22 protein-coding genes and 2 pseudogenes are annotated in these 26,886 nt (G+C 47.5%); 8 read left to right on the top strand and 16 right to left on the bottom strand.

Annotated elements, in window-relative coordinates; all coding sequences use genetic code 11:
• Positions 1 to 88 precede the first annotated feature (88 nt).
• Complete coding sequence (locus GCU48_RS18845; protein WP_152381068.1) at positions 89 to 781, bottom strand: ABC transporter ATP-binding protein; 693 nt, start codon at positions 779 to 781, stop codon at positions 89 to 91.
• A 289-nt stretch (positions 782 to 1,070) separates the two neighbouring features.
• Here GCU48_RS18845 and yhbH point away from each other — a divergent pair, with 289 nt between their 5' ends.
• Complete coding sequence (gene yhbH / locus GCU48_RS18840) at positions 1,071 to 2,237, top strand: sporulation protein YhbH (protein WP_025715925.1); 1,167 nt, start codon at positions 1,071 to 1,073, stop codon at positions 2,235 to 2,237.
• Positions 2,234 to 3,679 (top strand): SpoVR family protein, encoded by a 1,446-nt coding sequence (locus tag GCU48_RS18835; protein WP_152381067.1) that lies wholly within the window; start codon positions 2,234 to 2,236, stop codon positions 3,677 to 3,679. Before yhbH ends, GCU48_RS18835 begins: the two co-directional genes overlap by 4 nt.
• Before the next feature lie 63 nt (positions 3,680 to 3,742).
• On the opposite strand, the gene GCU48_RS18830 is transcribed toward GCU48_RS18835, so the two are convergent.
• From GCU48_RS18830 to GCU48_RS18785, 10 genes and pseudogenes are all read right to left on the bottom strand, one after another.
• Positions 3,743 to 4,924, bottom strand: a complete 1,182-nt coding sequence (locus GCU48_RS18830; protein ID WP_152381066.1) for a TolB-like translocation protein — start codon at positions 4,922 to 4,924, stop codon at positions 3,743 to 3,745.
• A gap of 127 nt (positions 4,925 to 5,051) precedes the next feature.
• On the bottom strand, positions 5,052 to 6,626 hold the full coding sequence (locus tag GCU48_RS18825) for a sensor histidine kinase (RefSeq protein ID WP_152381065.1): 1,575 nt from the start codon (positions 6,624 to 6,626) through the stop codon (positions 5,052 to 5,054).
• On the bottom strand, positions 6,623 to 7,309 hold the full coding sequence (locus GCU48_RS18820) for a response regulator transcription factor (RefSeq protein WP_152381064.1): 687 nt from the start codon (positions 7,307 to 7,309) through the stop codon (positions 6,623 to 6,625). Before GCU48_RS18820 ends, GCU48_RS18825 begins: the two co-directional genes overlap by 4 nt.
• Positions 7,310 to 7,344: 35 nt before the next feature.
• A pseudogene (locus GCU48_RS18815) lies at positions 7,345 to 8,879 on the bottom strand (PucR family transcriptional regulator).
• A gap of 224 nt (positions 8,880 to 9,103) precedes the next feature.
• The gene (locus tag GCU48_RS18810; protein ID WP_152381063.1) at positions 9,104 to 9,763 is read right to left on the bottom strand and encodes an aspartate/glutamate racemase family protein; all 660 of its coding nucleotides are present in this window, start codon (positions 9,761 to 9,763) and stop codon (positions 9,104 to 9,106) included.
• 14 nt (positions 9,764 to 9,777) lie between these two features.
• On the bottom strand, positions 9,778 to 10,728 hold the full coding sequence (locus tag GCU48_RS18805) for an aminopeptidase (RefSeq protein ID WP_152381062.1): 951 nt from the start codon (positions 10,726 to 10,728) through the stop codon (positions 9,778 to 9,780).
• Positions 10,729 to 10,868: 140 nt separating this feature from the next.
• Positions 10,869 to 11,417, bottom strand: coding sequence for an AroM family protein (locus GCU48_RS18800; protein WP_152381061.1), 549 nt, complete (start codon positions 11,415 to 11,417; stop codon positions 10,869 to 10,871).
• Between the two features lie 55 nt (positions 11,418 to 11,472).
• Positions 11,473 to 12,420 (bottom strand): DUF1177 domain-containing protein, encoded by a 948-nt coding sequence (locus tag GCU48_RS18795; RefSeq protein WP_152381060.1) that lies wholly within the window; start codon positions 12,418 to 12,420, stop codon positions 11,473 to 11,475.
• 22 nt (positions 12,421 to 12,442) lie between these two features.
• Positions 12,443 to 13,504: an S-methyl thiohydantoin desulfurase family protein gene (locus GCU48_RS18790; protein WP_152381059.1), complete on the bottom strand. Its 1,062-nt coding sequence runs from the start codon at positions 13,502 to 13,504 to the stop codon at positions 12,443 to 12,445.
• Between the two features lie 10 nt (positions 13,505 to 13,514).
• Positions 13,515 to 15,123, bottom strand: a pseudogene (locus GCU48_RS18785) (OPT/YSL family transporter).
• Between the two features lie 372 nt (positions 15,124 to 15,495).
• Here GCU48_RS18785 and GCU48_RS18780 point away from each other — a divergent pair.
• The 3 genes from GCU48_RS18780 (at position 15,496) to GCU48_RS18770 (ending at position 18,545) form a co-directional block, all read left to right on the top strand.
• On the top strand, positions 15,496 to 16,503 hold the full coding sequence (locus GCU48_RS18780) for an aminoglycoside phosphotransferase family protein (RefSeq protein WP_152381058.1): 1,008 nt from the start codon (positions 15,496 to 15,498) through the stop codon (positions 16,501 to 16,503).
• Between the two features lie 18 nt (positions 16,504 to 16,521).
• A complete protein-coding gene (locus tag GCU48_RS18775) occupies positions 16,522 to 17,418 on the top strand; it encodes a phosphotransferase (RefSeq protein ID WP_152381057.1) in 897 nt (298 codons plus the stop codon).
• A 254-nt stretch (positions 17,419 to 17,672) separates the two neighbouring features.
• On the top strand, positions 17,673 to 18,545 hold the full coding sequence (locus GCU48_RS18770; protein ID WP_152381056.1) for an arylamine N-acetyltransferase family protein: 873 nt from the start codon (positions 17,673 to 17,675) through the stop codon (positions 18,543 to 18,545).
• Between the two features lie 396 nt (positions 18,546 to 18,941).
• On the opposite strand, the gene GCU48_RS18765 is transcribed toward GCU48_RS18770, so the two are convergent.
• Positions 18,942 to 20,837, bottom strand: coding sequence for a PrkA family serine protein kinase (locus GCU48_RS18765; protein ID WP_152381055.1), 1,896 nt, complete (start codon positions 20,835 to 20,837; stop codon positions 18,942 to 18,944).
• A gap of 241 nt (positions 20,838 to 21,078) precedes the next feature.
• Here GCU48_RS18765 and GCU48_RS18760 point away from each other — a divergent pair, with 241 nt between their 5' ends.
• Positions 21,079 to 21,915, top strand: a complete 837-nt coding sequence (locus tag GCU48_RS18760) for a DUF2161 family putative PD-(D/E)XK-type phosphodiesterase (RefSeq protein WP_152381054.1) — start codon at positions 21,079 to 21,081, stop codon at positions 21,913 to 21,915.
• 94 nt (positions 21,916 to 22,009) lie between these two features.
• Here the strand turns inward: GCU48_RS18760 and GCU48_RS18755 are convergent, their stop codons facing one another.
• Entirely contained in the window at positions 22,010 to 23,263 is a 1,254-nt protein-coding gene (locus tag GCU48_RS18755) for an aminotransferase-like domain-containing protein (RefSeq protein ID WP_152381053.1), read from the bottom strand.
• Positions 23,264 to 23,312: 49 nt separating this feature from the next.
• Entirely contained in the window at positions 23,313 to 23,966 is a 654-nt protein-coding gene (locus GCU48_RS18750) for a response regulator transcription factor (protein WP_152381052.1), read from the bottom strand.
• A gap of 274 nt (positions 23,967 to 24,240) precedes the next feature.
• Here GCU48_RS18750 and GCU48_RS18745 point away from each other — a divergent pair, with 274 nt between their 5' ends.
• Together GCU48_RS18745 and GCU48_RS18740 are read left to right on the top strand one after the other, a co-directional pair.
• A complete protein-coding gene (locus GCU48_RS18745; RefSeq protein WP_152381051.1) occupies positions 24,241 to 24,648 on the top strand; it encodes a hypothetical protein in 408 nt (135 codons plus the stop codon).
• Entirely contained in the window at positions 24,645 to 25,712 is a 1,068-nt protein-coding gene (locus GCU48_RS18740) for a phosphodiester glycosidase family protein (RefSeq protein ID WP_152381050.1), read from the top strand. Before GCU48_RS18745 ends, GCU48_RS18740 begins: the two co-directional genes overlap by 4 nt.
• 86 nt (positions 25,713 to 25,798) lie before the next feature.
• Here GCU48_RS18740 and GCU48_RS18735 read toward each other — a convergent pair whose 3' ends face one another.
• Together GCU48_RS18735 and trmL are read right to left on the bottom strand one after the other, a co-directional pair.
• Positions 25,799 to 26,047 carry an AbrB/MazE/SpoVT family DNA-binding domain-containing protein gene (locus GCU48_RS18735; RefSeq protein WP_025720558.1) on the bottom strand — a complete coding sequence of 83 codons (249 nt, stop codon included), beginning with the start codon at positions 26,045 to 26,047 and terminating at the stop codon, positions 25,799 to 25,801.
• Positions 26,048 to 26,410: 363 nt separating this feature from the next.
• On the bottom strand, positions 26,411 to 26,875 hold the full coding sequence (gene trmL / locus GCU48_RS18730) for a tRNA (uridine(34)/cytosine(34)/5-carboxymethylaminomethyluridine(34)-2'-O)-methyltransferase TrmL (RefSeq protein ID WP_025720556.1): 465 nt from the start codon (positions 26,873 to 26,875) through the stop codon (positions 26,411 to 26,413).
• Between the last annotated feature and the right edge of the window lie 11 nt (positions 26,876 to 26,886).

Raw genomic sequence — 26,886 nt, 5'->3', positions numbered from 1 at the left:
TGTAAATTAAATATTTTTCTCCATCAGTTTATCCAATAGCAAGTACTCGTTGTAAGATGAAATTTGCAAGATTAATCCTCCCTTATTCTTAGACCATGGATTTAAATATTTCTTCTATAGATTGTTTATATTCATTTTTTATTTCTTGTACATTCCCCTGTAACAGAACTTTCCCATCATTCACAAACGCTACATCAGTAAATAATTTTTCAACATCATTAATGAGATGAGTACTGATAATAATCGCACTGGTTGGATCAAAATTTTCAATTATAATTTGTATAATCTTATCCCGTGTTGAAGGATCTACAGCGGCCAAGGGTTCATCAAGGACATACAGCTTCGCTTTTCTTGCAAAAGCCAAGGAAATACTTAACCTTTCTTGCATTCCTTTGGATAAAGATTTAATTTTGTCATTCACATTCAAGCCCAATGACTTTACCATGTGGTAGGCTTTATCACGTTCAAAATCAACGAATGAATGATCAAAAAACGCAATGGATTGCTCAACGTTCATCCATTGATAAAGAAATTCCCTGTCAGGAAGGTAAGAAACGATCTTCTTCGTTTCAAAACTAGGTTTGGAACCATTAATACGTATATCACCTTTATAATTCCTAAGCAGAGAGACAATTAATTTCATTAGTGTTGTTTTCCCTGCGCCATTTGGACCAAGAAGTCCTAAAATAGTGCCGGGCTTAATGGAAAGCGTTAACGAATCCAGAGCCTTTTTCTTCCCATATTTTTTTATAACACCGTGACAATCCAGTATGTGTTCCAATATCTCAACCCCTTCATTAAATCATATCCTTACAATAATCCTTATAAGATATCCTTTCCTCTCATATTTAACAAAACAAGTATTTTTATGACTGTATTGTACTGTTTGTTTAAAAAAATCAACATATCGATTTTTTGGCAGGATTTTGTCGTAAATTCTGTGCTTTACTTATTCCATGACATTCACGATTTAAAATCGAGTTCCATCACATATCGTACATCCCCGTGAATATACTTAATAACCAACAAGGCCAAACTGTGCCGTGTATCCACTTGGGGGGTGCCTAACAATGCCGGAACCACGTCAGCCATATTCATTCGTCGTATCCCGCGAAGATTGGTCGCTGCATCGCAAAGGGTACCAGGACCAGCAACGTCATCAGCAGAAGGTCAAAGATGTGATTAAGCAAAATCTGCCTGATCTGATTACGGAAGAAAATATTATCATGTCAGACGGTCAGCAGATTATTAAAGTGCCGATTCGCAGTCTGGACGAATATCGTTTCATTTATAATTATCAAAAGCAGAAGCATGTGGGCCAAGGGGATGGCGACAGTCAGGTGGGAGATGTCATCGGACGTGATCCTGCATCCCAGAAGCCAGGCAAAGGCGAGAAAGCTGGCGATCAGCCAGGACACGATATTGTGGAAACGGAAGTTAGTATAGAAGAGCTGGAAGATATGCTGTTTGAGGAAATGGAATTGCCGCATTTGCAGCAAAAAGATAAGGATCAAATCGAGGTTAAATCTATCGTGTTCAATGATATACGTAAAAAAGGTATGCAGGCGAACATTGACAAGAAGCGAACCATTCTCGAAAATTTGCGTCGCAATGCTCGCGAGGGCAATCCAGGCATACATCATATCAGTCCGGACGATCTCCGCTATAAAACATGGGAAGAGAAAACCATTCCCCAATCCAATGCAGTGATTATAGCCATGATGGATACATCAGGCTCGATGGGATCTTTTGAAAAGTATTGCGCCCGCAGCTTCTTTTTCTGGATGACCCGCTTTTTGCGTCGTCAGTATGAAAAGGTGGAAATTGTCTTTCTTGCGCATCATACCGAGGCTAAGGAGGTTACGGAGGAAGAATTTTTTACCCGCGGAGAAAGTGGCGGCACGATCTGCTCTTCTGCCTATTTGAAGGCGCTGGAGATTATTGACAAGCGCTATCCTCCTTCCAGTTATAATATTTATCCCTTCCATTTCTCGGATGGTGATAACCTGACCTCGGACAACGAACGGTGTGTAAAGCTAATCGAGGAACTTATAAAGCGGAGCAATATGTTTGGTTATGGAGAAGTGAATCAATATAACCGCAGCAGCACGCTGATGTCAGCCTACAAGAACATTAAAAAGGATCAGTTTATGTATTATGTCATTAAGGAAAAAGGTGAGGTATATCAAGCCTTACGTACCTTTTTTCGCAAACGGGAAGGGGGAACGGTGGGATGAGCACCGACCAGAAGGAGCTGGAATATGCGATATCAGAAATAATGGAGATTGCAGATGGATTCGGGCTCGACTACTATCCGATGCGGTATGAGATTTGTCCGGCGGATATTGTATACACGTTCGGGGCCTATGGGATGCCCACACGCTTCAGCCACTGGAGTTTTGGAAAAACATTTCACAAGATGAAGATGCAGTACGATTTTGGATTGAGCAAAATCTATGAGCTGGTCATCAACTCCAATCCCTGCTATGCCTTCCTGCTGGAAGGAAATTCTTTGGTGCAAAATAAATTGATTGTCGCCCATGTGCTGGCACACTGTGATTTTTTCAAGCATAACGCCCGCTTCTCAGCTTCCAACCGCAATATGGTGGAGAGTATGTCCGCCACCGCAGATCGAATCAGCAGCTATGAAATGGAATACGGCTCAAAGGCCGTGGAATCCTTCATTGACTCTGTACTGGCGATACAAGAGCATGTTGATCCACAGCTCATCAAACCAAGGCATCTGGATAAACAACGCTACATGGAGCTCAAAATCCGCGAGCAGAAAGAACCTGGAAAGCACCAGCGTCCCCCTGGGCCTTATGATGATCTGTGGTCACTGGATACGGTGAAGCCACAGCCGGATTCGACGGAAAGCGAAGGCACCCAGATTCGACAGTTCCCACCAGAACCGGAGAAGGATATCGTCTGGTTTATTCAGGAATTCTCAGAGGTGCTGGAGGACTGGCAGCGGGATATTATGACGATGCTGCGGGACGAAATGCTGTATTTTTGGCCGCAAATGGAGACAAAAATCATGAATGAAGGCTGGGCCTCCTATTGGCATCAACGAATTGTCAGGGAACTGGATTTGACCGGGGATGAAACCGTTGAATTTGCGATGCTGAATGCTTCTGTCGTACAGCCTTCCAAGCAAAGCCTGAATCCGTACTATTTGGGGCTTAAAATATTTGAGGATATTGAAAAGCGATGGGATAACCCAACCCGTGAAGAACAGGAGCGACAAGGGCGCAAACCGGGCGAAGGACGCGCTAAAATGTTCGAGGTACGGGAGTTTGACTCAGACACCTCTTTTATACGCAATTACATGACCAAAAAACTGACGGAGGATTTGGATCTATATGTGTTTGAGAAACGCGGACCAGATTGGAAAATCACCGATAAGTCCTGGGAAAACATACGGGATCAGCTAGTATTTTCGCGCGTGAATGGGGGTTCCCCTTATATCGTCGTCGAGGACGGCGATTATCAGCATACAGGCGAGCTGAAGCTGAAGCACCAGTATGAGGGCATTGAGCTGGATTTAAAATATATGGAGCGCACACTCCCATATGTGTATCAACTGTGGGGCCGTGCCGTTCATCTGGAAACGATGGTTGAGGGCAAGCTTGCCCTATTTTCATACGATGGCAAAAAGCATCATCGCAAGTTTGTGTAGCCAGTTTGGTATGATTTAAAGATAAGGTGCAGTCCGGGACAGCGGATGTGCACCTTTTTTTTATTACTTTTCCTTAAATTGAACGATGTAGCTTTGATTCAGCTGTTTTCCACCTTCGGAAATATTCTGGTACATGGATAAGAACCGAGCTGACGGGCTCCATACTGTAGGACTGTCATAGGATTGGATGTTGGTCGTGACCGGAGTTGTTTTCCCCGTAGACTGATCAAACACATACAACCCTCTCATCCCCTGCTGATCCTCATCGTAAATGGAAAAAGCCAGTTTGGACCCGTCGCTGGACCAGCTTCCACGGCTCATTAAAGTCCCTTGACCGACAGTCCCCTTCTCTTGACCCTGGCCATTCAAAATGACCATGCGGGCAGGTTCGGATGTGTTCCATTTTCGCTTTTCAATTGCAATCCATTTACCGTCGGGAGACACGGCAAAGGACATAGCGCCATTCGCAATGGTTACAGCTTGAGGGTGGTCGATGGTGAACCGATTCAGCACCGGATCCCCTTGCTTATCATGGCCTGTATAAAATATGGCGTTCCCTACTTTTTCGACATGAGCGATCAGCTCAGAGCGGTTCGGGTCTTGAAAATTCATTTTTTTGGCCTTGCCGTCCAGACCGATCAGATATATTTTGCCGTCCGGTGCACCTGTAATCAGATGTTCTTTATCCCCCCAGCTTACTTCGTTAGACATATCCAGCTTACCTACCGGTGTAACCTTACCGCTGCTTAATTCAAGTATATAGCCCCGGATAACATATTTACTGCTGGTGCTGCCCTCGGTAAAAAAGACATGGCGCTGATCCGGTGATACAACAGCCAGCAATTGCGGAGCCTTGCGATCCGGTAGCAAAGCCCGTTCCTTGCCTGTCTTTACATTATGAATCAACAGCCGGGTCTGTCTCTCCACAATCAGTTCTTCGTCGCTTAACCAAGACCTCGCGTAGACATCTCCCAGCTTGTCGATGGACGATACCACCAGCTCGTCCGTTACCTGTTGCCGGGCTGCATCGGTGTCAATCACCGTTAGCTGTTGTCCCGGCTTCGTACCAGACGATGGTTTGGCTTCCCCTGCGTCGTTCATTCTGCAAGCACTGAGCAATACAAGAGCTATTGCGCTCGTCGTGAGCAGTCCCGTGATTCTGTGTCGGAAAAGCCATGCTCGGGGATGATCGCCACAAGGGACGCCGTTCTTTTGAACATGGTTCATTCTGTTTTTCTTTATCATGTCGTCATACGACCTCCTTGTTCACGATATCCCCAGCTTAATACCTTAACGTCTCATGAATACATCGGATTGTTTCCAAGTTGTAAACAAAATGCATTTCTATCTTTATAGCTAACAATTAGTCCGTTTACAGCGAGCTATCGGAAACCAACAAAGGCAGCTTAAGCGAAAATTCATTCCCTTGCCCATTTTCGTTGGCATCCTCTATCGCACCATCGCCCGAGGCCGTAAGATGCAGCTCTCCACCCATGCGCTCCGCCAGTCTGCGCGCCAGAGGAAGTCCAAGCCCCGTACCGCTATCCTGACGGGAACGATCACGGCTCAAGGTAGCAAACGGCTCGAAAATCATCTCCCATTTTTCCCTGGGAATCAACGGACCGGAATTGCGTACATACACGACCACGGTATCCCGTTCCACCCGGCTCGATAACGTCATCCAGCCTCCGTCCCGATTGTACTTCACCGCATTATCCAGCAAATTCAGTACAATATGCATCAGATGCTTGGGATCGCCCCATACCTTGGCCGGAACAGTATCTATCGAAAAACGAAGTCCACGCTTCGCCGCTTTTCCCCGGATTCGGCTCCCAGCATCTTTGAGCAGCGAGTGCAGCTCCACTTCCTCCGTATGCAATTCAAAATCATATTTATCCAGCACAGATAGTTGCAGCGAGTCCTCTACAAGCTCGTACAAGCGTTTCGTTTCCTTATGGATACTTTCTCTGGCTACACGCACCAGTTCAGGGTCGTCCCCATACATATCCAACAAATCAGCGTAAGCTTGGATAGAGGTTAACGGGGTTTTCAGCTCATGGCTAATATTGCCGATAAAAGATTTTTGCTGCTGCTCCAACTCCCGCAAACGCTGAACTGCTTCTTCCAGCCGGAGCTTTTCGTTCTCCAGCGCGGTAATGCTCTCCCGGATCACATGACTCATCTGGAGCATTCCTTCATCCAATCTTCCCAGCTCGTCCTGCCGTCGAAGTAATCTCGTTTCAAGATAATGCCCTTCCGATATCTGCTCGGAAGCGCGAGTCAATCGCCCGATGTCCCTCGTTTGGCGGCTGACATAGCCCAAGCCCAAAATAAAGCTCAAAACCAGCACCGCACCGCCCGTCCATAGAAACAAGCGGGCAATGGCCTGATAGAGCTGCTGCTGTGCTTCGATTGAGCTATGAAGCTGCACCACTCCCAACAAGCCTTCCGGGCCTTGGAGCGGGGCCAAATAGATAATGGTGCTGCCTTCCGTAATGTAAGCAATCTTGCCTTGGAGCGCATAAGAAAGCGCCTGACTGACATCCGTTCTAAAAGCCAGCGGCAGCGAATTGCCAGCCTCATGTCCCTTACGATCATATAAAATAACGCGCATATTGCTGGATACGCCCAGCTCGACTGCGAGTTGGGGGGCCTGCTTCTTCATAAACGCTTCAGGCGATTTGCTTACTCCCAGCAGATAGGACTGCTTTACGCGCATTTCCACAATTTCAGCCTGACGCTTTAGCCCACGCTCCATTTGATTTGTCTGGCTGGTGCGAATCCCGGTAAGGACCAGCCAGCTCAGCACACCGACCGTAAACAGCAGCAAAGCTGCCAGCACCAGTGGAAATTTCCAACGCAGACTCAAGCCTGTACGCTTGCGTTTGCGCTTCTGCTGGTCAGTGGAGGGCAAGCTTCCTCGTTGATTGGATGTAGGCTCGTTCACGTCATCTTCTCTGCCTTATAGCCGATACCATACACGGTCTGAAATATCGCCTGATGTGGTTCAAGCTTCTTGCGCAGACGCTGGATATGGATATCCACCGTCCGTGTTCCGCCCGCATAATCGAAGCCCCACACCTGCTCCAGCAGCTCGTCCCGGGTGTACACTCTTCCGGCATGAGACACCAACAGCGCCAAAACATCAAATTCCTTGGGAGTGAGATCCAGCGCCGTTGCCCCGATTTCAGCCGTTCGGCTGGACGGACGTACCCGTAACGGGCCAAGCACCGTTTCCGCTCCTTCTGGTGCAGGCGCTCCCTCTCGCTCCAGCCTCCGTACCAGCGCCTTGATGCGTGCAAGCAGTTCTCTCAGGTCAAACGGCTTGCTCATAAAATCGTCCGCACCCAGCTCCAGCCCCAATACCTTGTCGACGATATCGTTTTTGGCAGTCAGCAGTAAAATACCGATGCCCTTCCGAGTTTCCAAACGGCGGCACACCTCGTATCCGCCCAATTTGGGCATCATCACATCCAATACCAGCACATCCGGATGGAACAAACGTACCTTTTCCAATGCGTCCTCCCCATCAACGGCGGTTTCTATCAAAAAGCCTTCCCTTTTTAACGCATAGGCCAATGCATTCCGAATACTAGACTCATCGTCCGCTACCAGTATTTTTTTATCCATGCTCTTCCCTCCCCGCCCCAAGGCAAAGCGTCCGTCTACTTATGTTCCCGCAAATAATAATGAATCAGACAGGCATGGCATATAAACTGCTCACGTGGATCGTTAAGATCAAAATCTGTCATATCGCGAATCCGCTCCAGTCTATATTTTACTGAATTACGATGTATAAAAAGATAATTCGCCGTATCTATCAGACTGCCCCTGTTCTCCAAATAATAAAATAATGTTTTAAGTAGATCGCTACCATGTGACCGATCATATTGCTGAAGCTTTCCCAGCTTACGTTCGAATACATTGGAAAATTCCTCTGTGTCCATCGCTTCACCAAGCATATAATGCATCTCTATATCACCGTATGTGCATACACGTTGATCGGGATACAGCCGCTGCGATACCGTAATTGCACGTCGTGCCTCATTGTAGCTTTGGAGCAGCTCCCACAGCTTTTTGGCACTTCCGATGCCTATATAATAATCACCCGTGCCCAAAGCTTTTTCACTTACCCATTGCTTCAGCGTTTCAGCCCAGGATCGTTCCTGATCAGCGCTAGCCCCGTCATAATAATCACTTGAATTCAGCGTAGGCAAAAATAATACCGCCCGATTGGAACGAAACTCAATATGAGATACCAACCGCCGTCGGGTCGATTCCAGGCTCAGCAAGCCGGAAAGGATCTCTTCTGGCGGGGCCGTCGCACTTTCCAGGACAGCAACCTCCCAATCATAAGCCGGGTTAAATCCCAATTGACGCCCTCTTCGCTCAACCTCATGGCGCACCGGTACCGGAGGTGTCATTAGCTCGTCTATGAAATTCCCCCGAAGCCGACTCTCCGTATCTTCTACCGCCTTTTCACGCATTAATTCCAACGCATCACCAGCCGTGCCTGCTCAATGCCAACCTGCTCCATATCATCCAGCTCATTGCGTGCAATGACCAGCTTGGCGACCGTGCGTTTATCCACATTGATAGGAAAATAACGAGAATCTTGTGCCTTCATCCAATCCCATCCTTGGGGTGAAGTGACAATAGCTTGACCTCCATTATCAATCAAGGCAACCGGAGCTTTCAGCAATTCCGCTATATTGTCACTAACAGCCTGTATGCCACTGTTCTCCAGAACCATTGTGGTTAGGGTTCGATAGATTCCTTCCGAGCGTCGCAGCAGCTCTGCTTGTCGGTTTAGCACCATATCCATGACACGCTGTGTAATATCCGTATATGGGATATCGGCTGGAATTTCAATCATAGGAAGACCACAGGCGTTGCTTGCCTCCAGCGCACTGCGGGGGATTTCCGTGAGAAAGCGGGTCGGCTTAATCGCAAGCGCAGCCGCGCAGCCCTGATGCAGCAATTGAATGATTTGACACAATACCTCAGGTTCATGACGAATGGAATAAGCGGTTGTCATCAACAATACACCTTCCCGAATCCAGCCTTTCAGATCGGGTACCTCCATAATGTCAATAAAACGGACAACCCGGTTTAGCCCTTGTTCTCCACTTAATACCTTTGCCTCCTTCAGCTCGGGGATTGCCATGAGTTCCTGAACTGTTACACCCGGTATTTTCATAATGACAGACCACCCTGCTATTTATTTTGCATAATCCTTGCTTCATCTAATTTTCAGGATAGTGTACCAAAAAAGCTTACAAAACAAAACCTTTTACCACTGGTTCATGTGTCTCCAATCCAGACCATTCCTATTTTTAGAGCTTAGTGGAACACAAATAAACCGCCCTTTTTTTAAAAGACGGTTTGTTTCGATATTAAGCTATTTATAATCATGTTAAAAATCTATCCTGCCTGTGCCTCATCATGATGGGACTGCCACCGTATCGAAGCAGCCGCACCAAGCGCTACAATCGGATCAATGGCTCGAATCCCCAGCGTACGCTCCAGCTCTGGTGCAAAGTTCATTGTTACAAAACCGGTGCAGGCCAGCACAATGACCTCAGCTCCCTTCTCTTGAAGCCGCAGCGCCGCTGCCATGGCAGCCTCTTTGCCTTGAGGAGTGTTCAAGTCCAGCGTCGTCCGCACACCCTCGGGACGCTCCGTACCGATATAAGACTCGCCCAGTATATGGCGAATTAATGGTGGAGCCTCGGCCAAAATGGTCAATACGCCGACACGGCTGGCCGATGTCAGTGCCAGATGTGCCGCACAGGACCCGGCTCCATAGACAGGGACCGCTACTGCCTGACGAGTTTCTTCTAGCGCTGGATCAGCCGCGCAGCTAATACCGATAGACGTACAGCCCTGTTGAACGAGCTGCTGCGCGGCTAGCACAATTTTGGGCACGGCCTCCCGGTCCGTGATATCATCGTAGATTCCGTTTGGCTGATCGGGGATACATACACTGGTAACCGGCAGCCCGTAGCGCTGCTCGATGACTCGGCCGTGGAGGCCGATAGCTGCTTCGTCCTGCATGGTGAGCACTCTAATCATTCCAAGCATAATAATTCCCTCCTTTATCTCTCCAGCAATTGACCAGCCTTCATAATCAGACAATCATCCAGATATACATCGGGTTTTTGAACGACCCCGTCAATATGCACACCCGCAGCAACAGTTCCGCCAAAGGTATTATTGCTGCCAAAAGCGACATGGATCGTGCCGTAAACTTTCTCGTCCTCTAATACAACGCCCGTAATGCGGGCTTTATCATTCGTTCCAATACCGAACTCGGCCAGCATTCTGCCATTACCCTCGCCCAGCATATCCAGCAGAGGCTGCCCGGCTTCTCCTTCTGCGGCGATTAATCTGCCATTTTGCACCGTCAGCAGGAGTGGCTCCTTCAATGCACCGATTCCCGCCACAGAACCATCCACCATGATCTGTCCTTGTGCCGTGCCTTCCAGTGGAGCAATATAGGCTTCACCAGAAGGCAGGTTGCCCGATTCCCCGGGGTTCAAATACATACCCGTGCTGGGAACGCCGTTGCGCCCCTCAATGGCAAAGCTCAAACTGTACCCATCCTTTTCAATCCGTACCTGCTTGGCAGCCGTCAGCAATGCGGTTACCTCTTCGGTCAGCGCCTTGACCTTGGGATAATCAGCAGCAATTGCTCCGTTCATGAACATATCATCTGTCATACCAGGCATGGTCGCCAGGCGAGCTCCAGCGGCTGCAGCCTGCTTGCGTGCATTTGTATGTGTCAGCGAATATCGGGTGACACATACAACAACGTCGGAGCGGAGCATGGCTTCAGCAACAGGAGCTGGAGGCTCCTCACCGGATTTGGAGCGTACTTTCATCGTCATCATCGCCGCTTCCGCTCCCAGTGCCTTACCCGCTTCATATATGGATTCGCCCAATTCCTTTTTATCATCGTCAGTTACAACGAGAAGTGTCTCTTCGGCGGTGAGCCCCAAACATTTTTGCAATACATTTTTACTGATTTCAACACGCTGCCGACTCATACTTCTTACCTCCTATTTTTTATTTGCTCCCGGGTTTCTTCCTTTGGGAATTTATTCAGAAAATCCGGAGGCAACAGCGATGGGAAGCACCATCCGCTTGTGTAGTGAACAACATGTAAATTTTCATTCAGCTTATACACTTACACCATTTCCGATACGAGCTTGCCGATTAACGCATTCGACAATATGACTGGAACCCCTGCATAACGTGCCGCCAGCTCTCTATGTGCATCTGTATACCCCATACAATCCAGCACAATAAGATCAGCTTGATCTTTGAATTGTAAGGCAGCCTGCCGAAATTCCTCCGCACTGCCACTGTAAGGCGAGGCCGCTGCAAACTTGGGATTCAATCCGGGAAATACACCGGTACAAAGCAGTAAAATAGTACGTATCCCCTGCTCCTCCATACGTGTGATTTTGTCCTGAAGCAGCGGCAGGATTTTTTCACGTGAAATGACCACCGACTCCCCGGTTGTCAGACGCGAGGTCAATACATATTCTCCCGGCGACGGCGCTAGGTGCTGTTGTATATAGTCTAATGAAAGCCCGTCCAGCGCACCTGCCTGCAGCAGCTCTGCCCGTCCTTCCAAGGCCCTTTCTACAATAGGGGCCACATCCGATCGGGAAGCTTGTCCAATCGTAATCATCCCAAGCTTATGCATCCTGAATCCCTGCCTTCGTTTCATTTTATTTTACGCTCCTGACGCTAAAGGGCAAGCCTGCGGCCTGCCCTGTTATGCATCAGCTATGGCTTTGAGCATTGCCTGCTGTCTGCAATATTTTCATAGAGCCGTACAATTCGGTGATTCGGGCAAATTCCTGCGGATCATAAAATATACACGTTCCGTTCGTAAATTCCTTGGCGGTTTCAATCGAAAATCTTACGGCAGTGGCAATATCAATCTCGTGACTTGCCCCGGTACCACATCCCGGTACAGCCGCCTGTGCTGTAATCGCAACACCGACTACAGGTGCATCCGTCGCTACAGCAGGCTGTAAAATCCAATTAATATGATACAGGTCATTACCATACGGCGTGATATCCTGCGTCGTAACCGGAAAAGTAACAGGCAATTGTGCCGTAGTCTGTTCCATCAGGCGCAATAAATCCTCACTGACCCGCAAAATATAGCCTTCCTTTACCGTAGGTGAAATGGCGATTCCTTTATGATTAATGACACGATTTCCTTTGGTTGTATCTATGGACAAAATGGCTTCCATCCCCGGATCAATCTCATAGCGATTCATTTCCACAATATCCACAGGTGAATCCATAAAATCAACCGGCTCATGCGGACGCGTTGGGGCATCCGGGCAAATGTGCGTGGTGACAACCACATCCCCCTTCAGTCTATCGCCCTTAATCTGCATATCTGCCAGTTTTAGCGCAGCCGCTACCGCAGCAATCGCTCCATCGGCATCGGACACGAGGCCAATTCGGGAGGGACGTGCGCCAATACCGCCCAGGCGACCAACAATACCGAATGTTAGTGCCATACCTCCCGAGCTTTTACCTTCTGTACCGGGAATAAGCACATGGATAAAATCCGTGCTGCCCTTCATGCCGGTCACCTGTTTTACAGTTACCTCTATATCCTTGTATCCAGCAAAAAGCTGCTTCACTCGCTCTCCATTCACATAGGCGCTGTCCAGCGCTTCGAATACCGTTAATGTTTGTTGAAGTGCCATTGTTCCGTTCCTCCTGTATTTTTTATAAGTAGGACAGTATCGGTTTATGGATCATTTGCTCAATCAATTGCAGCAATTTGCTGTTAAACATGGTCGTGCTCAGTAAGAGTCGTTCCTTCGGTACTGCAATGACAGCTAGCCTCTGTCCTTTGTCTACGGCAGCTGTGATTACAGGTCTAGCTGTATCCATATCCAGTGTCATGACCAGGTCTGGAAAGGTGGCTAATCGTTCCCCGTCAAGCTCCAGGGACATGTACTCATTCCAGAAGGTCATTTCGTAGACCCGGGCGCTATCCGTTATATGAACCACCCCGGCGTCAAAGCCTCCTGATGTTTCAAGCCGGCATTCAGCTACTTCACCTGTAGCGATAACCTTGCCGCCCAGCTCGGCGGTTACAGCAGCAATCGCAGCCTCACCCTGGTGAGTCAGCATCGCTTCTCCGACAGCGATTGCCCGGGAAATGGCTCCCGGGGCGCCATTGGCTTTCGCATAAGCAGCTGTCACCGGATTCCTTGCGACTGCTACCAATCCTCCAGCTTCCACCGAGGCTTTACGAACCAGCGAAGCGGCATGATCCAGGGAACCTGTAATGCCCAATTCTATATAGTGCTCCCCGCGTCCGCCTACGGCAGCCTGATGGCTAACGTAATTCGGCAGCTCGGTTAAATTCATCGAGCCCATCGCTCCTGTAGGGTGAGCCCGTCCATTACATGCAAAATCCACTACCGGGATACCAGTCATGGCTGACTGAAACCAGCCATTAATCGTCGTTTCACCGCCATTTTCATTCGTGTGCAAAGCCCGGATGCCCTTTCCTGTCATAGAGGACACCATATTCAGGGCTTTTACATAATGAACGGGCTTTACATATTTGTCCGGCGCAGCCGGGGCACCAACGACAGCTACAGTGACGAAAAGATCGTCGTCTGAAAAACAGTCTATGGGCACTAGCAGCGGTTGTCCTGCTTCAAGAGCCAGCTTTCCGATCCGCAGCCCTTCCTCGATCCAGCCGCCGCCACCCAAGACAGCACCGCCATAAACGGCATATTCAACAATCCTTTCATCCAGCTTTAAAGCGTCCATCTGCATCATCTCACTTTTTTAGTTTAAATACAGAGTTGAAGAAGTTATAAAGTGCATCCCCTGCGATAAAGCCGGCAGCCAGAATCGTCATAGAAGAGACAGTCTCCTTTTTCCCAAAACGAGTTACGAGAAAACGGATCGCTATGCCGACCAGCACGGCCCAGCATGCGTTTGCTGTCGCAATCAACAGCCCTGTTGCAAACATGACGCCCAGTTGGCGTTTGGAACCACCGATGAGCTGGAGAATCGCTCCCGGAATCGCCCACAGCAAAAGCTGGCTTGCAATCCCCAGCGTAGCCCCGGCCTGAATCGTCGATACGTATACTTTATCAATCGGCGGCACCAGATTTTGTGCAAAATAGCTTGGGTAAGCCAAAGCGACCGTCACCAGCGCAACCGCAAAAGCGATCAGAGCCGTTATATACTGCTGCTTCCTGCCTTGCCGTTCCAGCTCTTTATCCTTGCCATTACCACGCAGGATATAGCCTGTTTTCAAATCAAAGCCCATGTCAGCAAAGGCAGGACCCGTAGCTGCGCTAAACCCGGCCAGAAGCGCCAGCGCCACGGGTGGAAACCCGATCATCATTCCGCCAAGCAAAGTGATAAAAGCAACTGCAAAGGCAGGAAACCAACCAGAATGCATAGCCGCGATACCGACGATAATTTCATGCACAAACGCAGCAAAGGCTGCAAATACGATAAAACCGATCAACATACCTACCGACATGTGTGTAACCAATCCACCGATAATGGCGATCAGCAGCGAAATAACCAGATAAGCGATAAAACCGAGTCCAAGCGTACGACGGGCCTCTGCAATTGGACGAGTGTATTCCGCATCCGAGGCTTTATCCGCAAGTATGGCTGTGCCGCCCTTTTTCTTCCCGGAAAAGCCAAACACGAGTATAGCAGCCTGAATTAACGCTACAATCCCTGCCCCGATCATCACACCATGGGCGATGTAGAGCCCATTAACATCAATCTGAAATAATGGCATGGAATATTGGCGAATCAATAGACCGACCCCAAACATGCCCAATGCCCAAATATTGCCGATAAATGCGACCCCAAAGGCAGACATCGGGATGCTCAAATAGGAGCCGACTCCCCCGATTAGTGCCCCAATGCCTAGCAAACCGGCACGTTTGCCGCCTTTATCTCCGGCTTTGATGGACTCCGCTTTTGCAACACCCGGAGCCCAGGTGCCCGAGGCTGGAAACAGCTTGGAATCAAAAATTTTATGAAGTATCGTCGCATCTGCGAACATGGCTAACGCCGCTCCCAGCAGCATCGGTACAACCAAATCAGGCGTTCCCATAAGATAGGGGATTCCAATAGGAATCAGCAGGCTATTGGCCGCCCCGAAAGTAGCTGAGGAAATGGAGGTTTGTACCAGATTTTGACGATGAACAGACTTATACCGTAAAAACCAGTTAACCGGAATACGTGCAATCAACATCGCCACTAATGCTCCGATAATGGCCGTATTCGGAGTCACACCCAGGCTGGTTACAATCTGCATCCCGATAATTGCCCCCCAAAATGCTTGTAGCTACAATCAGAATAAATGAAAAAGGCTCAAACGTTTTCGGATGACGCTTTTCTTGTTCGTTTTCCATATGACCCTCCTGCGGCTTAGACATGTTGTATTTCGTCCCTTAAATAGGTTTAACTCATCTTACTGCAACTTTCCTCCCATAAACAATGTCCATCTTGACCAAAACAATGTCTTGTTTATTGTGCTTTAACGATAAAAAGACAAGTATAGAGCGTTTTCATTGAATTATATCTCTTTTAAATGTCACAAAATATGACATGATTTAAATTTCACATTCCCTCCAAGGATTTCGTTGGCGATCAACCAAGGTGGTGGAAGTGTATAATTCGGTATGTGCAGCCCCTTAAAACCGCACCTATTACCTCATTATGAATAGACTGATAACTAACAGAGGATTATCTTTTTCATTAATCTCAAGTCAAGTGAGGTTCTTATGGCGAAATCCTATACCAAAGCACAAATTCGCAACATTACCCGTCGTTTTGGCCTGATTCCGTTAAAATCTAGCTTAGTCTCGTCACTGTACCGCAAAAATGCAGTAATCCAAGTGAAAACGAAAAAGGGAACTTATGCATTAAAACCCTTCAGCCGCACTAAGATGGTTCGTTCAAATACGCTTCAACAGATGAAGCAGGCTGCAAGCATGATCAATTTGTTGAAAAAGAGAAAGTATCGCTACATGCCCACGTGGCTTCCGACACATTCCGGGAAGCTATGGACTTTACATCAAGGAACGCCATTTTATGTGAGTCAGTGGATCAAAGGGCGGGGATTGGAGACTGCTGAAGACTTTGAAAAGCTTGGATGGGCACTTGCCACGCTTCATACCAAGTCCATCGGCTTGCATCGGATTGGAAGAGTGAAATCCCCTACGCTTCAGCAGTTGCGGGTATGGAAAAACCAGGATCGTCTTTTTCAAAGAAAAATAAAACAAATCAGCCGTCATGACACAAAATACCGGAACTGGTACAATGCTTTCGGCAAAGACTGCAAACGTTTATCCAGGCGGGCATGGAAGGATTTGCAGGACACCTCCATTATTAAGCTGCTTCAGAAGGAAAACCGTTCCCCCTCTTTGATACACAGTGACATCACGATCCCTAATGTCATTATTTCTGATGGTGGTCAGCTCAAAATCATTGATTGGGATCGGGTTAAGGTCGGCTCAGTCTATGCGGATCTGGCAAAAGCCCTTATGAATACAACCCAGTTCAATCCTGAATTTGTGAAATCATTTTTGAAGGGATACCAAAAACGCAAGCCACTAAGCCGAACCGAACGAAAAATAGTAACAGCCCTGTATAAACTGCCACGAGAAGCGTGGCATGCCTCCCTGCACCCCAATCGCTCAAGAGACCGCGAGATCCTGGATCATTGGCATCAGTCGTGGCCCCTTCGTTTGCAAATCATTCATGTTTTGCAGGAATGGGTCCAAGCATAAGAGAAAGTGAGGATCAAAATGTCGATTTTATCGAACGTTGAGCAGATGTACGGAATCAAAATTAAACGTAGTCGTCAAAAGAAGGACATTCTCAAGATTGAGACCGCCAACATGACTTATTGTTTAAAACCCTACCATTTCCCTGAAGAGGAAATTCGTTTTATTACACGTGTGTTGTCCTTCCTGGATGAGCGCGGGTTTACCCGTAGCCAAAAGGTCTATCCGACGGTGCAGCGAGCCGCTTATATGACCCATGAAGGCATTTCGTATACGTTAACCAATTGGGTTGATGGACGAAGACCAAAATTTACAAAAAAAATAGATTTCAAAAAGGGAATTTCCACCTTAGCCAAATTTCACTCCAGCGCCGTAGGCTTTCCTGTCGACGAAGCTCCGGCAGCCAGAATACGTTACGAAGCTTTAGGTGATGAAATTGCTGGATACAAAAAACGCCTTAGTCCCTACAGAGGCACAGCACATCTCGTAGCTCTCTGTGAAGAAGTGTCGAATTATTTACAGCAGCCCAAGGTTCGAGAAGCAATCGACTCGGAGCAAAAAGCCGCCGCCTTTATACATGGCGATTACAACTATCCCAATCTGGTTAAAGACAGACAGCTCAGGATCCATTTAATTGATTTTGAAAATTGCTCCCTGCATGTAAGAATGAAAGACCTGTCCCATCTTCTTCATCGAAATTGTCTTTGGAACGGGACAAAGATGCTGCGCGCGATCGACTACTATCAGCGATTTCGCCCATTAAGTACCCGTGATTTACATTTGCTTCACGCGCTTTTAATCTCTCCTTATCACGTGGTCCGCAACATCAGAATAGGCGGCATCCGTTCTGCTAAGCACGTTATTCCATCTTTAGCGCAATTATACAAATACCGACGGGTGCTTAGAGCGCTGCTATAATTCGCACAATTGGAGCCAGGCAAGAAACAGAGCAAGAAACAGACCTAACCAAACGGTCTGTTTTTTTATGCTCTGATATCTATATACGCGAAAAGTGTATGTCACCAAACCGGATGTATCTGCTGATTGTACCGGTACACTTGAAGATTATAGCATTGTACTCAGCACATTCTCTTACTACAATGATGCTATAACTCAAGGGACTTTGCTCTAAAGAGGGGAATTTGAAAACTAATCATTGAGGTGAATGCGGTATGTATTTGATGACAAAAGAAGAAATAAAGGCTTATCTTAATAGAATCGGAATTCAAGACATTCTGCCGCCTACCCCATCCTTTTTATTTGAGCTGCATAAGGCCCATGTGAAGCATCTTTCGTGGCAAACGCTGGACATTTTTGCAAGAAAACCGGCAGCTATTGGCTTTCAAGAATCTGTTCAACTGATTTTGCAGGGGAGAAGTGGTTACTGTTTTCATCTGAATGGTGCGTTCAGCACCCTACTACATTCACTGGGCTACAAGGTCTGCCTGCATCGAGCCGGGGTTCAACCTCTGGGAGCAGAGCCACGCATCAATTCATTTCATCTTGGGCTAACCGTGCACTTGCCAAATGAGCAGCACGAAGATGAAGTATGGATTGTTGATGTCGGTTTAGGCGATATGCCCTATGAACCTGTCCCACTCCGTATGGGTACTTATGAACAAGCTCCTCTTCAATATAAGGTTGCGGAGTCCGGGGTTGCTGCAAAAGGCTGGCGGTTAGAGCATGATTCGCTTGCTTCATTTGTTGGGGTTGATTTTGATCCTACAGTTGTTCAGAATTTGGAGGAGTTTATGCCAAAACATCATTTCTATAGCCGCTCAGCAGATTCTCCATGGTTCAACCTGTTTTTGATTCGGCAAAGACAAGCCTTAGAGACGAATGAGCTAAGAGGCTGCATATGGAAAAAACACGGGCTGAACGGATTGGAAAAAATAGAGCTGAATCATAAATCGCAGTGGCTGGAAGTGTTGGCAGATGTTTTCGGCGAGCCGCTCGTTCATTATAGTCACCAGGAACGGGACGATTTATGGAAAAGGGTATTTGCGGCTCATGCCGAATGGAAGAAATCGACCATTTCCTTGTAGGTACTACGCTCTTCCTCGGTTGCTGCTGATTGGACCGCCATGGAGGGAGAGCACTGTCACCATTCTATCATCCGGTGCGCTATAAACTGCTCATCTATTTTTCCATCTGCAAGAGAAAGCCAGTATCATCGACATGAATCATAATTTCCTCCAACCAAAATAGTTTACATCGATTTAACATTATCATATTTATCGGCTTACTTTTTACAAAATGTTAAAAAATTAGAGAATCAATTGTAATTTTTCACACATCACAATCATAAAAGCCCCTTGTGATACCTCCCCTCTGATAAAAAAATCCGGCAGCACCTGAAACTTCCTGTGCTTACCGGATTTCCACATATGATGTACATTGATCGGACTGTGCTGTCTGCTGTCCTTGCTTACCTCAAATAGCTACCGATTTAAGAGACTGCCTACATACCGCAACAAATCGTTAGCGCTGGCCCCTGTGTAGCCGTGCTCCTCAATCAGCCGCTTAATGACCTCATTCATCCGTTTAAGCTGGTTCGCATCAGGCGTTTTGGTCGAGGTCGTAATCTTCACAATATCTTTCAAATCCGCAAACAACTTCTTCTCAATTGCCTCTCGCAGTCGATCATGATGATGATATTCAAACTTCCGCCCCTTACGCGAATACGCAGAAATCCGGATTAATATTTCCTCGCGGAATGCCTTTTTCGCATTTTCGGACACCCCGATCTGCTCCTCAATCGAGCGCATAAGCCGTTCATCCGGGTCGAGCTCCTCATCCGTGAGCGGATCACGGATTTTAGACCAATTGCAAAAGGCTTCGATGTTATCCAAATAGTTGTCGAACAGCGTCTTGGCTGATTCCTCGAAAGAGTATACAAAGGCCTTCTGTACTTCTTTTTTCGCCAACTCGTCGTATTCTTTACGGGCTACGGAAATAAAATTCAGATAGCGCTCCCGCTCTTCCTTTGTGATGGAAGCATGCTGATCCAGACCATCCTTGATCGCTCGTAAAATATCCAGGGCGTTGATGGACTCCACATTTTGCTTAATTAGTGCGCTGGAAATACGATTAATGACGTACCGTGGATCTACCCCGGACATGCCTTCCTCGAGAAATTCATTTTGCATCTCCTTCAAGTCGGCTTCCTTATAGCCTTCGACCTCTTCACCGTCATACATGCGCATCTTTTTGACCAAATCCATCCCCTGCTTCTTCGTTTCTTTCAAGCGGGTAAGCACGGAGAAAATGGCAGCCGTTCGCAGCGCATGAGGAGCGATGTGAACATGCCGCATGTCACTTTGCTCAATGAGCTTGGCATAAATCTTTTCTTCCTCCGACACTTTTAGGTTATAAGGAATCGGCATTACAATCATCCGCGACTGCAATGCCTCGTTCTTTTTGTTCGCAATAAAGCTTTTATACTCCGACTCATTGGTGTGAGCCACGATCAATTCATCCGCACTGATGAGTGCAAACCGTCCGGCCTTGAAATTTCCCTCCTGGGTCAGAGACAACAAATTCCACAAAAATTTCTCATCGCATTTCAGCATTTCCTGAAACTCCATCAGTCCGCGATTCGCTTTGTTCAGCTCTCCGTCAAAACGATAAGCACGCGGATCGGATTCCGAACCATACTCCGTAATCGTGGAAAAGTCGATACTGCCTGTCAAATCAGCAATATCCTGAGATTTTGGATCAGAAGGGCTGAACGTACCTATGCCAATCCGGTTTTCTTCCGATATAAATACCCGTTCCACTCGCACCTTTTCGATATCGCCATCAAATTCCGTACGCAATCTCATCTGGCAGGAGGGGCAGAGATTACCTTCAATACGTACCCCCAACTCCTTTTCAAATTCAGGGCGCAGCTCATGCGGAATAAGATGAAGCGGATCTTCATGCATAGGGCAGCCCTCTATGGCGTACACGGCTCCCTGATCCGTTCTCGAAAATTTCTCCAGCCCACGTTTCAGCAAAGTAACCAGCGTCGACTTGCCCCCGCTGACGGGTCCCATTAAAAGCAGGATACGCTTGCGCACATCGAGCCGTCTGGCAGAGGAATGAAAGTATTCCTCTACCAGCTTTTCCAACGCACGATCCAGCCCAAAAATCTCCTGCTCAAAAAACTTATATCGCTTATGTCCCCCAACCTCTTCTACACCAAAAGATTCAATCATCTTATAAACCCGTGCATGAGCAGTCATCGCCGGCGTCGGGTCTTTCTTGAGTATCTCGATATACTCTCTAAAAGTGCCGTTCCAGGCCAGACGGTTGTTTTCCGCCCGGTACTCCGCAACGCGTTCAAAAATATTCATGCTCGGTTCCTCCCATGACTGCGTAATGACTATCCTCCACTCCTGATGGTAATGGCTACACTCGTCACGACTTTCAGGATATGATCTAATCCCCCTAAAAAAAGTGTAATACATACCTATGCAGATTGATTTCAGAATTGACCTATTTTTTGTGTGCTAAAATATACAACAACAACGCGGACCTGACGCATTATGGTACAATATAAGCTCGGAATAAGGGGATAAAGGAGCGGGAGAAGCAATGGCGGTTCGGCATGAGACGGAGCTATATGCTCCGATCAAAGCCTTTTTTGAAAGCTTGGGATATGAAATTAAAGGAGAGGTGCGCAACTGCGATTTGGTGGGTATCAAGCCAGAGCAGCAGGAGCCACTGATTGTGGAGATCAAAAAGACGTTTAATCTGTCGCTTGTGCTGCAAGGCATGCAGCGTTTGAAGCTAACCAGCAATGTATATGTGGCTGTAGAACGAAATCGTGCAAAAAAAGGGGCTGTGAATCAACGCTGGAACGAGCTGGTTGGATTATGCCGTCAATTGGGACTTGGCTTGCTTACCGTCACCCTGTTTAAGACCAAGCCACCGCTTGTTGAGGTACTGTGCAAGCCTGAAGGCCCTAACCGTGATGAGCGCAAAACGACAGCGATCCGCCCCGGCTCGCGCAAGGAGAGACTGCTGCGGGAATTTCACGCGCGCAGCGGTGACTACAACACCGGCGGCAGCACCCGGCTCAAGCTGGTCACGGCCTACCGGGAAAAAGCGCTGCGTGTAGCCGCAGCCTTGCAGGTTCTGGGGGAGGCCGCCCCTGTGCAGCTCGCCCGTACGGCGGCCGTCAGCGGGGCGGCTGCCATCCTGCAGCACAACTACTACGGCTGGTTTGAGCGCGTAGCCCGTGGCCGCTATAAGCTGACCCCGTTTGGCGAAGCGGCCCTGAGTGAGTATGCAGCGGTGCTGCAAGAGCAGGGCAATGAAGCGGCTGCAGCAAAGACCATAAAGCCTGACGAAGGCGACGTGCTGCATCAAATCGCAGAAACGCCAGTCCCTTACTCCTCCGCCGCTGCTGAGGATGTGGAGGATGACTAAAATCAGGGCGATAGGTTGTCAGTACGCCCTATCTGTGTCATTCAGCAGTAATTTGCTGTTGGCACAGATAGATTCCCCGCCTCCTCTGCGCTTGCTAGCTTCGGGCGGTAAATTCACTGATCGTCTCACCGATCAGATTCATGCCCATAAGCAGCTGCTCGCGGCCCGGATGGCTAAAATTAAGGCGAATATGGGACGCGCCCTCGCTGCCAACTGCACACAGCGCCCCCGGCATAAAGGCTACGCCCTTGGGCAACGCCGCTTTTAACAGCAATGCGCTGTCCAGCCCATCTGGCAACCGCACCCATACATACATCCCACCTGACGGAATGTGATACGTCACGTCCTTCCAAAACGGACGCTTGAGCAACTCCAATATGAGCTGAAGCCGTGTTGAGTATTCCTTGTTCAGCATCGCCAAGTGCTCGTGCCATTGGAAACGCGAACGGGTCAACAGCTGGAACAGCAGCCGCTGGTTCATTGTACTGGACTGCATATCGGCCAGCTGCTTCAAGGCATACATCCCTTCAATCAGCGGTGCAGGACCAGCCGCCCAGCCAGTTCTCAGCCCGGGAGCGACCGTTTTATTGAAGGAGCCAATATAAAGCACTTGACCGCCCTGACCAGCATGATCCAATGCAAACAGCGAAGGATATGCCTCTGCAAATTTCCGACTCTGTCCATGTGGACTCTTGTCAGAGGCGGCGTCTTTTTGCTTAAGATGCAATTCACCATAAGAATCGTCCTCTACTATCAGCACCTGGTGGTGCCTGCACAGATCCAAAATTTCCTGCCGTCTTGCTGCGCTCCACAAGAAGCCGGTCGGATTCGTAAACGTCGGCGTGGCAAAAAAAAGCTTGGGGCGATAGCGAATCATTAAAGCTTCAAGCTTGTCGGGGATTACACCTTCCTCATCTGATTCAACAGGCACAACCTGCGCCCCCTGCATAGATAGCACCTGCAAACACCCGGGGGAGGTCGGATTTTCGACCAACACCGGATCACGCTCATCCACCATCAGCCTTACGATCAGGTCAATGGCCTGCTGACTGCCTGTTGTGAGGAGGATTTGCCCCGGGGGTACCCTGATTCCTTTTCGCTGCTCCCACTCTCCCGCAAGCCATGCCCGCAAAGGAAAATAGCCCTCCGGTTCACCGTACTGGAGGGCATCAGGGCCGGAACCAAACACATCATGAGCTGCTTCTTCCAGCAGCTTCACTGGGAACAGTTCTTGTGCAGGCAATTCTTCAGCCAGAGATATAAAGGAGTGTCTTCTCGCATTTTCCCGGATATGACGCACTGGAGAAGCCAACATTGCAGCCGTTCGTGAAGCAAAGGAATATTGCATGAACATCCTCCTTCTCCTGAAAATAGGTCATTGCCTCCGGGCTGACGCGTCAGGCATACAGCTGCTTTATCTGACGTGCATATAAGGCATAACGTTCAATTGCCTGCGCCCGGCTGGACACGCCTAATTTGGCATAAATTTTACGTAGATAATTATCAATGGAGCGTCGACTTACTTCGATCTCGACAGCAATTTTGTCATATGTAATGCCTTGTACAATACGTTCCATAATGAAAACTTCGGTTTTTGTCAATTCATCAAAAGGCTCAGAGGCTACTGGCATAAACGGCCAGTTCCCGCAACGAATCCAGTCCATCGGTAAAGAAGCAAATCCTTCGCGTAAACCGTTGATCAGATGGATAAGCTGGTTGGGTGACGCCTGTTTGGATAGCATTCCATTCGCTCCTAGCGAAATTAATTGCTGAAACAACGTAATATTATCCTCATCCGTCATAATAACAATATGGCTGTCTGGAGACAAGGCCCGCATTTGAGTCAAAAACGGTTCCGCGGTTCCCTCTGGCAACCTGTAATCCATTAAAATGATCTCCGGCTGAATGGAACAAGCCAGTTCAAGGCCTTCCGTTCCGGAGGAGGACATCCCTCTGACAAGTAAATCCTGCTGATCTTCCAAAATAAGCTTGGTTCCCAGCATACTTGTAGGATGGATATCTATAATGACCACCTGCCAAACTTTTCTCATGTCTTAACCTCCTGAGTTTACAAAAAAATACATAGTTAGCTAAAATGAATCTAAAATTAGGGATTGCATATGTAGAAATTGCGCGAATGTGTACGTATAGGAAGTGAAAACGATTTAATAAAATTGTATCCTAGGACTTCCTTCCGATGCAATCTCTTTTTCCAAATATTCTTATACTCTTACTTCGCTTTTGCGAAATAAATAAGCCCATGATAGAATTGGAACTGCAAAATAAAGACTGGAAATTTGACTTTACACGGGAGTTGAAAATCATATGCAAGTTTCACCTGAACACCCTCTTGCCGAAGCACGGCGGAGCAATTCAAGAAAGGGGTTGCCCGTAAAGGCTTTTCTGCTGTTTTGGTTTATTCTTATCATGCTAGGTGCTCTCGCAACCTATCTGTATAGCAATCACTTGAAACAGCAGATGCTAAACGAGATGCAAACCCATACAGACCAACAGATTCAAGCGCTCAAATCCGACTATGAAAAGCAGCTAACCACACTTTCCAAGGAAGTTAGCGGCTTGCAAAGCAAAGTACAGTCCTTCAATGAACTGCTGACCTTTACCAAAGACAATGCCAATAACAAAACCGATAACAGCAATAAGCTTTATACCCAATTAAACGAAGTCAAGCAGCAGATTAATATACTTCAGAAAAAAATGGACTTGCTAAAATGAATATAGATGCAAAACAAGTGAATCGGTTCTTTATGTTAGCCCTTGCTCCTTTTATCGGCTTATTAGTGTGTATTTTGTTAGTGCATCCTCCCCTAAGCTTTCCAGGGTCCACTGCTCCGAGGCTGCAAAAAGCCGAATTGATTGTACAAACGCAAGTCGCAGGCAAGCAGCTTGATGAAGCCAAACAAACGGCAACATACACCTTGTCCACGATTCACCGGACATCCGAGTTGTATAAGCGAACGACTCAAACGATGAATCAGCTTGTCCAAACCACCTCTACCCAGTCCAAGCGCCCCGCGATCATCTATGATCGACGCATTACCGCCAAGCTGGGGGTTCCCTATGAGCGTGTAGACAGCAAACGGATTACCATTGAATTGTTCAAGGTGAACCCGGGTGTCTATCACGGGTACGCCATGAAGGTTAAGTTAAAAGATCCTACCGCAATGAAAATGTCACTAGGAAGCGACAAATTGGGCGGCTCTGAAACAACGATGCGTGCTGTCTTGAGACATGGAGCTGTCGCTGGCATCAATGCAGGCGGCTTTGCGGATGGGGACGGCAAACGCTACCCATTAAGTACTACCGTCCTGAACGGCCACTACCTTACCGGCTTTCAATCCAGTTACAAGGATTTGTCATTCGTCGGACTAAGCAGCAATGGCAAACTTATCGGGGGCAAATTTTACAATCAAAGCGCTCTGGATAGCTTAAAGCCTGCCTTTGGGGCTACCTTCGTTCCCATTCTGCTCCAAAAGGGACAGAAGATACCTATTCCTGAGAAGTGGAAAATCTCGCCTCTGCGGGCCCCGCGGACGGTCATCGGCAACTACAAAGACGATCAACTGCTCATTATCGTCGTAGACGGCTACAATGAAAGCGGGGGTTCAGGTGCAACGCTCGAGGAACTTCAAGGGAAAATGTACAATCTGGGTGTTCAGGATGCTTATAATTTGGACGGAGGCGGCTCCTCATCGCTCATATTAAACGGTCGAATTGTTAACAAGCCATCAGATGGTCAACTGCGTCCGGTTCCTACTCATTTTTTATTCTATAAATAATAAACCAAATTGAATATGCCTTGCCGGAAGTACGGCTCCATTAGAAAAAAAGCATCACGAACGAATGTCGTGATGCTTTTGCCTCATTAGGAGGAGTACTGTGTCATTTCTGTCAGACATTGAGCACAAATATAACGGTCTTTAAAATCGTTCACTTGTTCTATTGAACCGCAGAATACACATTTCGGACGATAACGCTCCAAAATAATATGGTCACCCTGAACCAGAATTTCGACAGGATCTCCCTCGTTCATTTGATATCTTTTGCGCAGTGATTTAGGCAGGACTATTCTCCCCAGTTGATCAACTTTACGCACTACACCGGCAGGTTTCATCGTAAGCGTACACCTCTCCTATTCAGTAATAACTTCCAGTTTACTTTCCCTGCGAAAAACTAGGTACAAAGACACTATTCTTTATGTAGTATTCGCTGTCTTTTTGTCGAATCCTGCTGATCGCAGGAAATTTTATTACATTTTTTCAAAAAATCATGAACCATATCAAAGTATGGCACAGAATGTCTATAATATTTTATCGACCGGCAAGCCAATTATCATTAGCTATATTAGAGAATTTTGCAAATTAAGACGATATAATCTAACGTCAAGCCCTCAGTTAAATTCAATTTAGTAAATATTGCTCAACTCTTATCAGCAACCAAGGTCCTAGTACTTTCTTCGTGATTCAATTGGTTTTATTCATGATAAACCTGGAAAATCCATCTGTCTCAACGCCTCATAGACAATAATCGCAGCGGAATTCGACAAGTTTAGAGATCTTACTTTATCTGACATTGGCATTTTAATGCATGTATCCGGATTCGCTGCTAACAGCTCAGGAGGCAACCCCTTCGTTTCTTTACCAAATACCAGAAAGTCTCCATCACGGAAAGAAATATCGCTGTAACGCTGGTTTGCTTTTGTCGTCGCATAAAAAAAGCGACCCTCCTGATACTTCTCCTGTACCTCAGCAAAAGACTCATGGTATTCAATGTGGACAGCATACCAATAATCAAGTCCGGCCCGCTTTAACGTGGCATCGTCGGTACGGAAGCCCAGCGGCTTTACCAGATGCAGATGTGTTCCAGTTGCAGCACACGTTCTGGCGATATTCCCTGTGTTAGCCGGAATTTCCGGCTCGACAAGCACAATATGTAATGGCATTGCGTTTCGTT

The sequence above is a fragment of the Paenibacillus brasilensis genome, from assembly GCF_009363115.1.
Classification (GTDB): domain Bacteria; phylum Bacillota; class Bacilli; order Paenibacillales; family Paenibacillaceae; genus Paenibacillus; species Paenibacillus brasilensis.
This window is presented reverse-complemented; position numbering and strand designations above follow the sequence as displayed.

Bases quoted from the DNA above. Each gene is read 5' to 3' on its own strand.
- GCU48_RS18830 (WP_152381066.1), bottom strand. From the start codon at position 4,924: ATGATAAAGAAAAACAGAATGAACCATGTTCAAAAGAACGGCGTCCCT.
- GCU48_RS18805 (WP_152381062.1), bottom strand. From the start codon at position 10,728: ATGAGTCGGCAGCGTGTTGAAATCAGTAAAAATGTATTGCAAAAATGT.
- GCU48_RS18780 (WP_152381058.1), top strand. From the start codon at position 15,496: ATGGCGAAATCCTATACCAAAGCACAAATTCGCAACATTACCCGTCGT.
- GCU48_RS18755 (WP_152381053.1), bottom strand. From the start codon at position 23,263: ATGCAATATTCCTTTGCTTCACGAACGGCTGCAATGTTGGCTTCTCCA.
- yhbH (WP_025715925.1), top strand. From the start codon at position 1,071: ATGCCGGAACCACGTCAGCCATATTCATTCGTCGTATCCCGCGAAGAT.
- GCU48_RS18765 (WP_152381055.1), bottom strand. From the start codon at position 20,837: ATGAATATTTTTGAACGCGTTGCGGAGTACCGGGCGGAAAACAACCGT.
- GCU48_RS18835 (WP_152381067.1), top strand. From the start codon at position 2,234: ATGAGCACCGACCAGAAGGAGCTGGAATATGCGATATCAGAAATAATG.
- GCU48_RS18790 (WP_152381059.1), bottom strand. From the start codon at position 13,504: ATGGACGCTTTAAAGCTGGATGAAAGGATTGTTGAATATGCCGTTTAT.
- GCU48_RS18745 (WP_152381051.1), top strand. From the start codon at position 24,241: ATGCAAGTTTCACCTGAACACCCTCTTGCCGAAGCACGGCGGAGCAAT.
- GCU48_RS18760 (WP_152381054.1), top strand. From the start codon at position 21,079: ATGGCGGTTCGGCATGAGACGGAGCTATATGCTCCGATCAAAGCCTTT.
- GCU48_RS18820 (WP_152381064.1), bottom strand. From the start codon at position 7,309: ATGGATAAAAAAATACTGGTAGCGGACGATGAGTCTAGTATTCGGAAT.
- trmL (WP_025720556.1), bottom strand. From the start codon at position 26,875: ATGCCATTACATATTGTGCTTGTCGAGCCGGAAATTCCGGCTAACACA.
- GCU48_RS18735 (WP_025720558.1), bottom strand. From the start codon at position 26,047: ATGAAACCTGCCGGTGTAGTGCGTAAAGTTGATCAACTGGGGAGAATA.
- GCU48_RS18740 (WP_152381050.1), top strand. From the start codon at position 24,645: ATGAATATAGATGCAAAACAAGTGAATCGGTTCTTTATGTTAGCCCTT.
- GCU48_RS18810 (WP_152381063.1), bottom strand. From the start codon at position 9,763: ATGCTTGGAATGATTAGAGTGCTCACCATGCAGGACGAAGCAGCTATC.
- GCU48_RS18750 (WP_152381052.1), bottom strand. From the start codon at position 23,966: ATGAGAAAAGTTTGGCAGGTGGTCATTATAGATATCCATCCTACAAGT.
- GCU48_RS18800 (WP_152381061.1), bottom strand. From the start codon at position 11,417: ATGAAACGAAGGCAGGGATTCAGGATGCATAAGCTTGGGATGATTACG.
- GCU48_RS18770 (WP_152381056.1), top strand. From the start codon at position 17,673: ATGTATTTGATGACAAAAGAAGAAATAAAGGCTTATCTTAATAGAATC.
- GCU48_RS18775 (WP_152381057.1), top strand. From the start codon at position 16,522: ATGTCGATTTTATCGAACGTTGAGCAGATGTACGGAATCAAAATTAAA.
- GCU48_RS18795 (WP_152381060.1), bottom strand. From the start codon at position 12,420: ATGGCACTTCAACAAACATTAACGGTATTCGAAGCGCTGGACAGCGCC.